Origin of the sequence: Bacillus sp. FSL K6-2944 (assembly GCF_038005385.1) — a bacterium.
In the GTDB taxonomy this organism is placed as follows: Bacteria; Bacillota; Bacilli; order Bacillales; family Bacillaceae_G; genus Bacillus_A; species Bacillus_A cereus.
Window position 1 is genome coordinate 126,203 of record NZ_JBBOTE010000002.1, and the last position, 13,228, is coordinate 139,430.

Genomic DNA, 13,228 nt, shown 5'->3' on the forward strand with positions numbered 1-13,228 from the left:
GATAAATAACCCTCTTCTTTTTCTAAAATGACATATTCTACTTTAAAGGTGTAAATCCTGCAAAAAAAGAAACACCTTGATTGTCATCAAGGTGTTGTAATAAGCTCAAAACTCTCCGAATCAGCCCCAAGCACAAAAGGACTAACCTCGCCAACGCTATAAAGGTGCAATTCATGCATCGCTCGCGTACAAGCAGTGTAGAACAATCTACGAACGCTCTCATCGCTGTACACATCTTTAGAAGCATCGTAAATAATAACGGCATCAAATTCAATGCCTTTCGCTAAATAAGCAGGGATAATAACAACGCCTTGTTCGTATTCAGCAGAGGTGCTCTTCACAAGTTTAATATCTTCAATGCTACTAAGTTCCTCATAGGCAGCGGCGCTTTCAGCTGCGGATTTACAGATGATTGCGATCGTATTGTGCTGCTCTGTTTGTAGTGCAGCAACTTTAGCAGTAATATGTTCGTGTAGTTCGTTGTGATTAGCTACTTTCGTCACTGTAGGTTTCGCGCCGTCACGTTCAAAGGCGTGAATGTTCTTCCCTTCCGGTACGAGAGCACGTGTAAATTCAATAATCGGTTTTGTTGAGCGATAGCTACGAGTTAAGTTAATGCCGTTTGTTTCGTCTGGTCCGTATAAATTCGTAAGTGTATCGAAATTCACCGTTTCACTCGCATGGGCAAATATCGCTTGGTTAAAGTCTCCGAGTACCGTCATTCTTGCAGCAGGGAAGAGACGTTTTAAAAACTCGAACTGGAACGGAGAGTAATCTTGCGCTTCATCTACGAGTACGTGTTTAATCGATCTGTTCGTTTGGAAGCCTTCAATTAATTCTTTTAAAAGTAAAAATGGAGTCGCATCCTCGTAATATAGCTTTCCTTCATCAAGCATGTTTACTGTTAATGAGCAAATGTCATCCCACTCTTTCGGTTTTTCCCCAAGAACCCATGATGCATCTGTGAAGAGCTGTTTATATATGCCTGTGAAATTGATGAAACGCAATGTTTGAACGCCTTTACGAAGCGGCTTCATTTTTTTACGGACAATCATACGCCCAAGTACTCTTGTTTCTTTCTCAAAGTCTTGAAAGGAGTTGTCGTCAAACTCGCCTTTTTTCTGTAAATATTTATAAGCCTTTTGGTATTCATCTTTACTAAGTAATTCAATTTCCTCTTCTACCCAAGGTTTTTTCAGTTCTGCTTTTTCAAGTGCATCTATTTGCTTATTTAGCCAATCCGTTAACTTCTCAATTCGACTATGGAAGCGGAGGGAGGAGTCAGTATTATAAAATTGCTCTGTAATTTCTTTAGCTGAGGCAATCAGTTTTCCTCTAAATTTCATTCCTCTAAATAGCATGCCTGAAGATTCAAGAGATTGTCTGTACGCTCTAATCATCTCGAAAAATTGAGTGGATGCTTTAAATCGGATGCTCGCATTTCTCGTTTTATAGGTAGGGCTATTCGTTTCAGTTAACATATATTCCAATTGCTCATAAGGGTCTTCAACATCAAATGACTTACTCAGTCTATGATTTAAATATTCTTGGAATGTCACTTGCTGCATATTTTCTTCACCGAGTTCAGGTAGTACGTTAGAAACGTAGCTATTGAACATAGAGTTAGGGGAGAAGAGAATAATTTGATCCGCTTTTAGCCATTCGCGATATTTATATAGTAAGTAGGCGATTCGCTGCAGGGCAGCTGACGTTTTACCACTACCAGCAGCTCCTTGCACGATAAGGAGTCGGCCTTCATCGTGACGAATAATTTCATTTTGTTCACGCTGAATTGTAGCGACGATACTTTGCATATGTTTGTTCGTACCTTTTCCGAGCGCTTGTTGCAAGATTTCATCGCCAATTGTAAGGCTCGTATCGAACATAGAATCAATCTCGCCATTTTGAATAATGTATTGTAATTTTTTCTCCACATTACCGTGGATTACGCCTCCTGGAGTACTGTATTCAGCTGGTCCTGGTGGATAATCGTAGTATACACTCGAAATAGGTGCGCGCCAGTCATATATAAGAAAGTTTTCTCCGCTAGCATCCGTAAGTGTAGCAACACCGATATAAATTTGATCCGCAGCAGATTCTCCTTCTTCTTTGAAATCAATTCGTCCAAAATAAGGTGCTTTATGCATGCGTCTTAATGCGGCAAGTCGATTAAAGGTGTGCTTATGGGTAATTTGTGTGACAGCTAGTGACTGAGCTTGTTGTCTTAAGTTGATAACTGTTTCAAGATAATCATCAAAAGTATCCGTGTTCACTTTCACATCATCCCAAAAGTGTTTACGAATATTGATTACTTCTGCCCGGCGTCTGCCAGTTTCGTTTTCCAGTTTATCAATTTGCTCCTTAATCGTTTCAATTACGGTATCCAATCGTTTTTGCTCTAAATCAAGTTTTTTGTTCATACGGTAGCACTCCTTTAAAAGTGAAAAATAGAGGTTGACTGAAGATGTGTTTTGGTGTACAATTAAGATACGGATAAATACGTTCCTTTCGTTTTAGAAAACGTGTTTCTGTACTAATTTAACATAGTTTTTGAATTTAATCAATGATAATAAGATAAACCTTGGTTCTGCGTGGCGTGGATCAAGGTTTTTTTGTGTTTTTCTTTAAGGAAGAATTGCAATTTTATTGAGGAGAATGTAAGTAAAGCAAAGAAGAAAATCAGGAATAGGGGGGATACTGATGCAAAAGTATTTTGAGGAAGCGCATCGTTTTTGTTCTCGTAATAGAAAGTACTTAGAAAAGGATGTTATATGTGGTTGTTTCTATTGTTTAGAAATTTTTCATCCAGAAAAAATTACAGAGTGGTGGGATGATGATAACACAGCAGTTTGTCCGCATTGCGGGATTGACTCTATTATAGGAGAAAATTCTGGATTTAAAATTACAGAAATGTTTTTAAGTGAAATGCATAAAAGATGGTTTTAGTTAAACGAATGAAAAAATAAACTTTCATTAACGAAGAGGATACATAAAAAAGCTCGGGCCGAAGCCCAAGCTTTTTTTACTTCATTATTTCTTTTCTTCTTTTTTATCGTCAGCTTTTTTCTCTTCCAAAAGATCTTTTAAATCTTTATCGTCAACTTTTACGTCAGCTTTTTTGATTTCTTTCATCATAAGATCGTTCATAAATGCAGCATCTTGTGCTTTCTTCTGAACTAGATCTTTTTTGATGTCGCCTTTTACTTCATCAAATGGTTTTTGTTCTTTAATGTCTGTTACTTTAATGATGTGGTAACCGAATTGTGATTTCACAGGTTCGCTTACTTCATCTTTTTTCAGCTTGTAAGCAGCATCTTCGAATTCTTTAACCATTTTACCAGCAGTAAAGTAGCCAAGGTCTCCGCCTTTTTCTTTTGAACCAGTATCTTCAGAGTATTGTTTCGCTAACTCTTCGAAAGATTTACCTTGTCCAAGTTCTTCTTTTACCTTTTTCGCAGTAGCTTCATCTTTTACAAGAATGTGGCTTGCTTTAATTTCAGGCTTGTAGTTTTCTTTTAGTTCTTTATCAGTGATTGTTTTCTCGATAGCTTTTTCTTGAGCTAATTGAGCACGCACACCAGTTTTTATAGTTTCTTCTTTAATACCTTGTTGTTTTAATAGTGTATCGAATTGATCACCGTATTGTTTTTTCATTTCATCGAACTTTTTGTCTACATCTTTGTCTTCAACTTTGTAGTTTTTAATAAGTACTTTTTCCATAACCATGTTGTTTAGTACTTGTTTACCAGCTTGTGTCTTCATTTGATCGTAGAATTCTTCTTTTGTAATGTCACCAGCTTTAGATGTAACAATTTTGTCTGATGATGATGTTCCACATGCTGATAATGCGATTACACTTGTTGCGGCTAAGGCAAGCATAGCTTTCTTCATTCGATAAACACTCCTACTATTATGTATTTTTAATTTATCCTACACCAATGAATTTTGATTCATAAGAGCCCGATTAAGTCTCACTGATACTTTTGCTTTTTTATATTGGTAAAGCGCGCTTAACAGGGCTTACCGAGGCTGAGGATAAAGTTTTGATGAATGTTTTGTTCTATAGTATAAGCAATATGTACAAAATTTAATATATCATATTTCGAACCGTTTTCATATTGATAAAGAAAAATTAACCAGCACGTGTCAGATTTTGAAAGTGTGCCATATTGGGCGTATGCCGCATATACAGAATAGAGGAGGGGATGGGGATGAATTCTCAACTTATTTTATTACTTGTACTGTTTATTTTATTGGTTATTGTAGGTATAATTTGCTTATAGAGGAAAAAAGTGAGGAAGGGGCTTTCCTTCCTCACTTTCCATGAAATATAATTTCTATATAACTAGAAATTAATAAAATTGTTATACATACATTAATAACCCGAAAGACACCGGGCTGGCGGCTCGCAGCTATTTGTTTTCGTTCACACAGTGTATGTGTCATGAAATTCGTGTAAAATATAACAAGAAGTGCAAATGCGACAAAAACAACTGTTATAAGTGTCATGAGGCGAGACCTCCTTTTGGCTAAAATACATATACATATATTGTATCACACGATATTTTGTTCGTGTTACAAAATTCAGAAATAGAAGACTTTGTGTTAGAAAGTGAGGGAGAAAATGGACGTTGTTAGAAGATTAGAACAAGCTGAATACTATGTAGACCTACTATTTAAAATGATTGATGAAGAGAAGTGTCCATTTTATTCTTTGATCATAAAGAAAAAAGCTCGTAAAAAAGATATTGAACGTATACTAAATCTTTGTGAAAAACTGAACGAGCAATATGTAGTGGAGAAAGCAGAAGGGCTTCTTTTGTTCGATGCGCTGTTAGATCAATTTGAAAAAGCGCTTCCACATCAGCTCGAAGTACACGAAACTGCGGAAGCGCTAGCAAAACAAGGTTTATTTAAGCCGCTTATGAATGAATTCTTAAGCATGATTGCGAAAAAATAAAAAGATTACTTCTTAACTAACTTTTGATCGGATTCTGTAAAGTTCTCTTCAATATCTTCTAATGATTTCTCAAAAATATCGATAAAGTCTTGTCCGTAAATATTACGCAGGATTGCAATCAGTTCGATATTTTCTGGGAACTTCCCATAAAAATTACGAAGTGCAAGAGCCCCATTAAACACTGAATTATTTTCAGGATCATACTCTTCCATTAAGCGAAGTAGTAATTCTTCCCCTTTGTCTGTAATTTCAATGTACGTATTTCGTTTATCATCTTCCTTTTTTGAGAATACAAGATAGCCGCGTTCTTCTAGCTTTTTAGAGAAGTTAAATGCCGTTGATACGTGCATAACTCCAAACTTAGCAATCTCAGAAATAGAAGCCCCTTTTAAATGATAAGCGATTGTTAAAATATGATGTTCATTAATATTTAAATCGTAAGGTTTAATCCACTGCTGCCAATCTTTCTCTACACATTTCCATAACGCTTTCGATAATTGAGCAATGCGTTGGCTGAAAATCATCGCTTCTTTTACCGAGTAATCTTTTTCTCCACTTTTCATTTACTCACCCACTTTAACATTCTTTTTCATTACTATCTATTATGCCAGTAAAATAAAAATTAATAAAGTCTTTTTGTAAGAATTGTGAAAATTTTTTAACAAAATGACATTCTATACAAATCATGCATAACTATGGAAGCGTTTTATGAGTCGTGAATACATGCGTTGTCCTTACATGTTAATTGATAACATATATTGTAAATGCATAAAAACACGGCATATCTATACGATATGCCGTGTCAAGGTCAATTTATATAAAAAATATTTGTTATATGCAAAAAACTAAGCAGGAATTTGTTTACGCTTTTTCTGGAACAGCTTCTTGCAGTTTCTCAATTGACTTTTGGATGTCCAAAATTTCTTTCTCAATATGGCGCTTGTTTTGAGAAATATCTTGTTTCCAATTAGAAAGAGTGTCTTGCATGTCATCTTTTAGTTCTTGAAACACTTCTTTACCTTCTGAAGCAGTTTCAACAATTTGACGCTTTAATAATTTCGTATCAGCTGTAATATCAGCTAAAGTCTTTTTAATATCATTTCCTTTTTCTTTTAACTTGCCGCGCATGTCTTTACCAGAAGAAGGAGTTGAGAAAAGAACGGCTAGTCCAGCAACTGCTCCGCCGCAAATAACACCTGTAATAAAGGATTTAGCTTTTGACATAAAAGGAGACCTCCTTATTTTTTGTTCGTATTCATGATGTGAAAACATATGCATATCTTTCTTATATGTGCTATGCACAAACAATCATCCCTGAGCATCTTAGGTGAAGAAACAAGCCATGCGGAATTTGATGACTTCAGGGAAGTGGCTTGTTATGTATTACGCCTTCTTATAGTGTCATTATTTCACACTATTTGCAATTGTACTTGCGATGTTTTGTAAATTTTCCATAGTGTATTCATTTTGGTGTGATTTCCAAACAGCACCGAAACCATCTTTTTCACCGTAGCGTGGAATTAAATGAAGGTGGAAGTGGAACACAGTTTGTCCAGCTTTTTCACCGTTATTGTTAAGTAGGTTAAAGCCAACTGGATTAAACTCTGTTTTAATCGCATTTGCGATTTTTGGAACGACAGAAAAAATATGTGATGCGATTTCTGGCGTTAACGCAAAAATGTCTTGTTTGTGAACTTTCGGAATAACAAGAGTATGTCCTTTTGTTACTTGACTAATATCTAAAAATGCAAGCACATGTTCATCTTCGTATACTTTTGAGCAAGGGATTTGCCCGTCAATGATTTTACAAAAAATACAATTGTCTGCTGTATGATTCATTGATCTCATCCTTTCAAATATCCTTAGCCGTATTTTACCATAATTACATAAGAGAACAAACACGAAAAACAGGAAGCTGACTCAGCTTCCTGTTTTCTGAAGAGGGATTGAAAAAGCATTATCGTAATTTACGTTTCGCAGACACCTCATTTATTTAAGAAATGCACGGTAAATCGGCTAAAGTTTCTGCCGTAGACACCCCATTTTCAAGTGAAATGAATTGCAATCTTTTTTTAAATGAAATTGTTTATTTTTTAAAACAGTATATGCTCTTTCAGAGACACCCCGTTTCGAAAATGAAACAAATAATCTGGTTATGTGTAAATTTCATTGTCCAACTTGGACACCCCATTTCATGATGACTTCACTATGTTGTTGTACTCATCAATTGGTGGTTGCTTTTTCAATGTGTTCCTTCTTCAATAATTATGATGTCCGCTTTCGGGAAATTATATGCTAATAAATTTAAAAATTTTTTTTGAGTACATGGATACTATGTAGTACAGCATAATTTTTGGTAAGATGAATATAGAATGAATACTAATGAAGAAAGTGGTGTCGTATGAGCGAGTTATTGCGTGTAGAAAATGTTACAGGAGGATATACGAAACGACCTGTATTAAAAGACGTTTCGTTCTCTGTTAATAAAGGCGAACTTGTCGGCTTAATCGGTTTAAATGGAGCTGGTAAAAGTACGACGATTAAACATATTATCGGTTTAATGGAACCGAAAAAAGGAACTGTCACAATTAATGGGAAAACAATTCGTGATGATATGACAGCGTACCGTTCTAGCTTTTCATTTATTCCGGAAACGCCGGTATTATATGATGAATTAACGTTAGAAGAGCATTTGAAATTAACAGCTATGGCGTATGGCGTGGATGAAAAACAATATGAAGAACGTGTAGGACAACTACTACAAGAGTTTCGTATGAAAAATCGTTTAAAATGGTTTCCATCTCATTTCTCAAAAGGGATGAAACAAAAAGTAATGATTATGAGCGCATTTTTAGTGGAGCCATCTCTTTACATAGTAGATGAACCTTTCGTTGGATTAGACCCGTTAGCGATTCAATCCCTTCTTCAAATGATGGACCAAATGAAAAAGAGTGGTGCCGGTATTTTAATGAGCACACATATTTTAGCGACGGCAGAGCGTTACTGTGATTCGTTCATTATTTTGCATCAAGGTGAAGTAAGAGCGAAGGGAACTCTATCTGAACTGCAATCACAGTTTAATATGCCAGGTGCAACGTTAGATGATATTTACATTGCATTAACGAAGGAAGAAGATTATGAATAGCACAGCGTTATGGAAAGAACGATTTCGTCAATTTCTAAAAGAAGTTCGTACATATAGTAAATACGTATTTAATGATCATTTGAAATTTATTTTCGTGTTCATCATCGGTGCGGGAGCGTATTATTACCAGCAATGGTTACAAACGTTAACATCTTTGTTTCCAACTGCGCTCGTAATGGCAGTATTAATTGGACTCGTGTTAACGGCTGGATCCATTCAAACGTTATTAAAAGAAGCGGATCTCGTTTACTTACTGCCAGTTGAAGAAAAGTTAAAACCTTACTTCACAAAGGCATTTCTTTTTACATTTATGATTCAGTTATACATAATCGCAATTGTAGCAGCTGCGCTTGCCCCGTTATACTTCCAACAAATGAAGCAAACAGGTGCTGGCTACATATGGATCGTACTCGCATTCGTCATTGTAAAAGCGTGGAATTTATTTATAGCGTGGGAAAAGTCATTTTTAACAGATCAAAATATACAAAGGGCTGATTGGTTTATTCGTTTTATCCTAAACGGTTTATTTGTATATTTCCTTGTAGAACGTACTTCAGTTCTTTTCATTGGTGGAATCGTCCTTCTCATGGTGTTATACCTTGCTATCATGCATCAAATGGTCAAAGGAAAGCCACTAAACTGGGAGTATTTAATTTCCGAAGAAGGTAAGAAGATGATGCTACTGTACCGCATCGCGAATATGTTCGTTGATGTACCAGCATTAAAAGAAAGAGTATCTCGCCGAAAATGGCTAGATTTCATTCTTTCGATAATCGGCGAAAAGCGTACATATTTATACTTATATACGAGAACATTTTTAAGATCAGGTAACTATTTTGGATTATATGTGCGCCTGCTCGCTCTAGGCGGAGTTATTCTTTACTTCATTCCGTTTTTATATGGACGATTTATCGTAAGCCTTATCTTCCTATACTTAATCGGTTATCAGCTATTAACTTTATGGAAACATCACCGCATGAAAATTTGGCTTGATTTGTACCCAGTAGGCGGAGAAGAGAAGAAGAAAGATTTTCTTACTTTATTAAATGCAATTCTTATTACAGGTAGCGTTATATTTACAATTATATTTGCACTAGCAACGAAAGATTTCATGATGACAGGAATTTTACTTATCGTAAGCATATTATTTAGTATCGGTTTCGTTTACCAATACGGGGCGAAGCGCATTGAGCGTTTAAATTGAAAGGAATGAACCTATGATTACATACGAAGAGAAGGTTATAAAAGAATTGGAGCAGTGGAAAGCTACATTCATGAAAGATTCTTCTATGATGACACGGTTCTCCAAAAAAGTGCAGACGAAGGTGCAACAGCTCATTCCGGCGAAAGTACAAAAGGTACTAACAGAGACGATTCGTATGATGGTGCAAACGATTAGCGCCGGGTCAAACTTTATAAAGCCGAAGCTAAAAGAGACGACATGGTCACTGCAAAGACGTGACGATGAAGTTCGTAAAAAAATGGATGAGTACAAAAAAATAGCAGCGGCAGAAGGAGCAGGGACTGGAGCTGGTGGTATTCTCCTCGGTCTTGCTGACTTTCCGCTTTTACTTACAATTAAAATTAAATTTTTATTCGATGCAGCGACATTGTACGGATTTGATACGAGTAAACAAGAAGAGCGTCTTTTTATCCTTCACGTTTTCCAACTTGCCTTTTCAAGTGACGATCACAGAAAAGAAATATGGAAAGCAATCGAAACGTGGGATACAGAAAAAGAAAATCATATGGACTGGGAAAAGTTCCAAACAGAGTACCGAGACTATATTGATTTAGCGAAAATGCTTCAGCTCGTACCAGTAATCGGTGCCCCAGTCGGCGCATATGCGAACTATCAATTACTGCAAAGGCTTGGAGAAGTGACGATGAATTGTTATCGTATGCGATTGCTGAATAGAGATTAAAAACAAGGCGTCCTACATATGTAATGCAGGACGCCTTTTCTTAGAAGCTAAGTCCGATATAGCTAATTCCAGCTATAATCAATACGATAAAAAGTACAATGATTAATGAAAATCCGCTCTTACCAGCTTGTCCCGCTTCACCGCCGCCATTACCACCACTACCACCAAGTCCCATATGATATCCTCCTTATTCTTATATGTTGCTTTTACTTTATAACTTTCTGTATTTTCCAATAAATACCTTCTGTAGTGCTAACTAAATTGAAAATCATTTCGTTTTGTTTTATAATTTACTTACCGAACGGTAAGTAAAAATAAGTGAGGTACAGTATGACGAAGAATTTACAAACATCGCAGAACATTGTAGAGGCATCATTTAAACTTATGGCAGAACACGGCATTGAGAAGATGAGTCTTTCCATGATTGCGAAAGAGGTAGGTATTTCAAAACCGGCTATTTACTATCATTTTTCTTCTAAAGAAGCGTTAGTTGATTTTTTATTTGAAGAGATTTTTTCTGATTATCATTTTACAAAATACTTTAATGAAGAGCGGTATACGAAAGAAAACTTTGCAGAAAAGCTAATCGCAGATGGTTTACATATGCTCTCTGAGTATGAAGGGCAAGAAGGAATACTACGCGTTATCAATGAATTTATCGTAACTGCATCGCGAAATGAAAAGTATCAGAAACGTTTATTTGAAATACAAGAGGATTTTTTGCATGGTTTCCATGATTTATTGAAGAAAGGCGCGAGACTGGGCGTTGTGTCACAACATGAAACGGAAGAAAATGCTCATACGCTAGCGCTTGTGATCGATAATATGAGCAACTATATGCTCATGGGATTCCATTTAAAGTATAAAGAAATTTGGATTCGAAATGTGAAAAACGTCATGAAGGAGGAGTAAAGATGAAAATGCAAAAAAACTGGTGGCTCGGTTTTCTTGGATTTATTGGGATTTATAAAATACCAGGTATGATTGAAGCTTTTCAAGCGGATGGAAGTTGGATGAAGTTAATCGGTTTCATTTGGTTACTTTGGTTCGGATATTTTATTCCTGAGAAGAAAGAAGATTAAATTTCAATTTTCTGTAAAGTTATGTAAAATGTAGATTAAGAGTATTCATATATTAGATTACTAGATTTGGAGTGGTTACATGGATCCATTGAAAAATGAAATTCACCCTGACATGGTCAAGGTGTGGAAAGTTCGTGCTGTAATTGAAGAAGGGATCGGTATACTCGTCATTTTAGCTTACCTTTTCCTCATGATAAAGTTTGATTGGTGGGCGTGGATTTTGTATGTAATGATTGGGCTGACAGTTGTGTTCGCACCATTTTCGTACTTCTTATTCCCGAAACTACGTCAACGTTATTACAGCTACCAACTAAATGAAGAAGAACTTGAAATTCAGCATGGCCTTTTCGTTGTTAAGCGCGTATTAGTGCCGATGATTCGTGTACAGCACGTAACGATTGAACAAGGGCCAATTATGAGAAAATACGGATTAGCAGAATTACACATTTCAACAGCAGCAACTTCTCATAGCATCCCAGGTTTAACGATGTATGAAGCTGAAATGTTGAAAACGAAAATCGCAGAATTAGCGAAAGTGAGTGATGAGGATGTATAAAAGGCAGCATCCAATCACGATGTTATTAGAGTTAAAAATAACAGACTTTATACCACTCATTATTTTCATGTTTAGCTTAAACGGAAAATTCCCGTTTTGGTATTTAATTCCCGCAGCATTTGGTTTACTCACCGTTTTTTCAGCGTTTGAAAAATGGTATTACACAACATACTGGGTTGAAAATAACGTATTACATGTGAAACAAGGTCTCTTTGTGAAAAAGGAGAGCTACTTAAATAAAGAACGTGTTCAAACGATTAATACAAGTTCTAACGTACTATATCAAATGCTCGGTTTGAAAAAAATTCAGATTGAAACAGCTGGCGGGGGCGATGAAGCAGAAGTTAGCTTAGCTGGAATTACGGTAGAAGAAGCGACAGAGCTTATCGCAATGTTAAATGAGTCGGCTTCAGAATTGAAAGTAGAAACAACATCAGAAGAAGTAGAAGTAAAAGAAATCATTACAGAGGAAAAACAAGCGAGAGAATACAAATTAACGTGGAAAGAGATTTTAATAGCCTCTGTTACATCTGGTCAATTTGGATTATTATTCTCATTAATCTTTTTTGTGTATCACCAAGTAGATGAGTACATTCCGAAATGGATAGAGAATAGCGTAAAGTCGTATGTAATGGAACATGATATATATGGCTGGATTTTCATGATAGCTATTTTGCTCGTCCTTTCGTGGATTATATCGACAATTGGTTATGCGCTAAAACATGGAGATTTCACAGTGAATCGAAGAAATGACGAAGTCCGTATTTCGCAAGGATTACTGGAGAAAAAAGAACTCGTACTAAAATTGCACCGTATTCAAGGGATTACGATAAAAGAAGGTATTTTACGCCAACCGTTCGGTTATTGTGCTGTGCAAGTAGAAGTCATTCAAAGTAAGGGAACGGATGACGAAAAAGAAAAAGTTACACTGCATCCTATCATTCGAAAAGATCGAGTGCAACAGTTACTCGCGCATTTACAATTACCATACGAACTGAATGCAAATATTACTTCGTTACCAAAAGCAGCATTGCGCCGTTATCTCATTGATAGTTTCATCTTTTTCGCTATGCTCGCAATCCCGCTTACTGGAATAAGCATATACTTTGAAAAGTATTACATCATGTGGGCATTATTACCGCTCGCAATCCTTATCTTTACACTTGGATACGCAACATTTAAAACAAATGGTTACAGTGTTAACGGAGAACAAATTACACTTGTCTATCGTAGCGTCGGAAAATATACAGGACTTATTAGAAGAAGACACGTCCAATCAATGGAGAAGACACAATCATATTTCCAGCGCCGTGCGGATTTATGTACGTATAAGTTTTCGAGTGCATCATCTAGTTACAAAATAGAGCATACGAGAGTAGAAGATGCGGAGAGAATGCAGGATTGGTATAAGAAGAAGTTAAGTGAGAAATAACTTGAGAAAGCTTGCCTATTATGAAGGGCAAGCTTTTTTGTTATAGGGAAAAGAGTCGTTTAATCCATATATTAGTACAACTACAGCACACATGTATCAATACGTATGCAAAAAGGAGTATGCTTCTA

At 36.1% G+C, this 13,228-nt stretch carries 16 protein-coding genes; 9 read left to right on the top strand and 7 right to left on the bottom strand.

The window, feature by feature from the left end; translation table 11 throughout:
* Positions 1-86: 86 nt before the first annotated feature.
* Positions 87-2,420, bottom strand: coding sequence for an RNA polymerase recycling motor HelD (helD, locus tag MHH55_RS21675; protein ID WP_078186681.1), 2,334 nt, complete (start codon positions 2,418-2,420; stop codon positions 87-89).
* A gap of 280 nt (positions 2,421-2,700) precedes the next feature.
* Here helD and MHH55_RS21680 point away from each other — a divergent pair, with 280 nt between their 5' ends.
* Positions 2,701-2,946, top strand: coding sequence for a hypothetical protein (locus MHH55_RS21680; RefSeq protein ID WP_001174909.1), 246 nt, complete (start codon positions 2,701-2,703; stop codon positions 2,944-2,946).
* Positions 2,947-3,030: 84 nt separating this feature from the next.
* Here MHH55_RS21680 and prsA read toward each other — a convergent pair whose 3' ends face one another.
* Together prsA and MHH55_RS21695 are read right to left on the bottom strand one after the other, a co-directional pair.
* Positions 3,031-3,891 (bottom strand): peptidylprolyl isomerase PrsA, encoded by an 861-nt coding sequence (gene prsA, locus MHH55_RS21685; RefSeq protein WP_078186682.1) that lies wholly within the window; start codon positions 3,889-3,891, stop codon positions 3,031-3,033.
* Positions 3,892-4,314: 423 nt separating this feature from the next.
* A complete protein-coding gene (locus MHH55_RS21695; protein ID WP_000172690.1) occupies positions 4,315-4,509 on the bottom strand; it encodes a hypothetical protein in 195 nt (64 codons plus the stop codon).
* 115 nt (positions 4,510-4,624) lie between these two features.
* Here MHH55_RS21695 and MHH55_RS21700 point away from each other — a divergent pair, with 115 nt between their 5' ends.
* Positions 4,625-4,960 carry a DUF1878 family protein gene (locus MHH55_RS21700; protein WP_000383655.1) on the top strand — a complete coding sequence of 112 codons (336 nt, stop codon included), beginning with the start codon at positions 4,625-4,627 and terminating at the stop codon, positions 4,958-4,960.
* A gap of 5 nt (positions 4,961-4,965) precedes the next feature.
* On the opposite strand, the gene MHH55_RS21705 is transcribed toward MHH55_RS21700, so the two are convergent.
* The 3 genes from MHH55_RS21705 to MHH55_RS21715 all read right to left on the bottom strand — a co-directional run bounded on the left by MHH55_RS21705 (position 4,966) and on the right by MHH55_RS21715 (position 6,799).
* Complete coding sequence (locus MHH55_RS21705) at positions 4,966-5,523, bottom strand: HTH-type transcriptional regulator Hpr (RefSeq protein ID WP_000834924.1); 558 nt, start codon at positions 5,521-5,523, stop codon at positions 4,966-4,968.
* Between the two features lie 298 nt (positions 5,524-5,821).
* Positions 5,822-6,184, bottom strand: a complete 363-nt coding sequence (locus MHH55_RS21710) for a YtxH domain-containing protein (protein WP_000030302.1) — start codon at positions 6,182-6,184, stop codon at positions 5,822-5,824.
* A gap of 180 nt (positions 6,185-6,364) precedes the next feature.
* Positions 6,365-6,799 carry an HIT family protein gene (locus tag MHH55_RS21715; protein ID WP_001016841.1) on the bottom strand — a complete coding sequence of 145 codons (435 nt, stop codon included), beginning with the start codon at positions 6,797-6,799 and terminating at the stop codon, positions 6,365-6,367.
* 562 nt (positions 6,800-7,361) lie between these two features.
* On the opposite strand from MHH55_RS21715, the gene ecsA reads away from it, so the two are divergent.
* From ecsA to ecsC, 3 genes are read left to right on the top strand one after another with little or no spacing between them, the layout of a single operon-like run.
* Entirely contained in the window at positions 7,362-8,105 is a 744-nt protein-coding gene (ecsA, locus tag MHH55_RS21720) for an ABC transporter ATP-binding protein EcsA (protein ID WP_001292603.1), read from the top strand.
* Positions 8,098-9,309, top strand: coding sequence for an ABC transporter permease EcsB (ecsB, locus tag MHH55_RS21725; RefSeq protein ID WP_078186683.1), 1,212 nt, complete (start codon positions 8,098-8,100; stop codon positions 9,307-9,309). The genes ecsA and ecsB overlap by 8 nt, the downstream gene beginning before the upstream one ends.
* 13 nt (positions 9,310-9,322) lie before the next feature.
* Entirely contained in the window at positions 9,323-10,030 is a 708-nt protein-coding gene (gene ecsC / locus MHH55_RS21730) for an ecs operon protein EcsC (RefSeq protein ID WP_000634142.1), read from the top strand.
* A 40-nt stretch (positions 10,031-10,070) separates the two neighbouring features.
* Here ecsC and MHH55_RS21735 read toward each other — a convergent pair whose 3' ends face one another.
* The gene (locus MHH55_RS21735) at positions 10,071-10,205 is read right to left on the bottom strand and encodes a YjcZ family sporulation protein (RefSeq protein ID WP_078186684.1); all 135 of its coding nucleotides are present in this window, start codon (positions 10,203-10,205) and stop codon (positions 10,071-10,073) included.
* A gap of 155 nt (positions 10,206-10,360) precedes the next feature.
* Here MHH55_RS21735 and MHH55_RS21740 point away from each other — a divergent pair, with 155 nt between their 5' ends.
* The 4 genes from MHH55_RS21740 to MHH55_RS21755 all read left to right on the top strand — a co-directional run bounded on the left by MHH55_RS21740 (position 10,361) and on the right by MHH55_RS21755 (position 13,100).
* Positions 10,361-10,942, top strand: coding sequence for a TetR/AcrR family transcriptional regulator (locus tag MHH55_RS21740; protein ID WP_000164837.1), 582 nt, complete (start codon positions 10,361-10,363; stop codon positions 10,940-10,942).
* A gap of 2 nt (positions 10,943-10,944) precedes the next feature.
* Positions 10,945-11,112: a hypothetical protein gene (locus MHH55_RS21745; protein ID WP_000783808.1), complete on the top strand. Its 168-nt coding sequence runs from the start codon at positions 10,945-10,947 to the stop codon at positions 11,110-11,112.
* Between the two features lie 79 nt (positions 11,113-11,191).
* Positions 11,192-11,668: a PH domain-containing protein gene (locus MHH55_RS21750; protein WP_000371358.1), complete on the top strand. Its 477-nt coding sequence runs from the start codon at positions 11,192-11,194 to the stop codon at positions 11,666-11,668.
* On the top strand, positions 11,661-13,100 hold the full coding sequence (locus MHH55_RS21755; RefSeq protein ID WP_078186685.1) for a PH domain-containing protein: 1,440 nt from the start codon (positions 11,661-11,663) through the stop codon (positions 13,098-13,100). Before MHH55_RS21750 ends, MHH55_RS21755 begins: the two co-directional genes overlap by 8 nt.
* Positions 13,101-13,228: the final 128 nt, after the last annotated feature.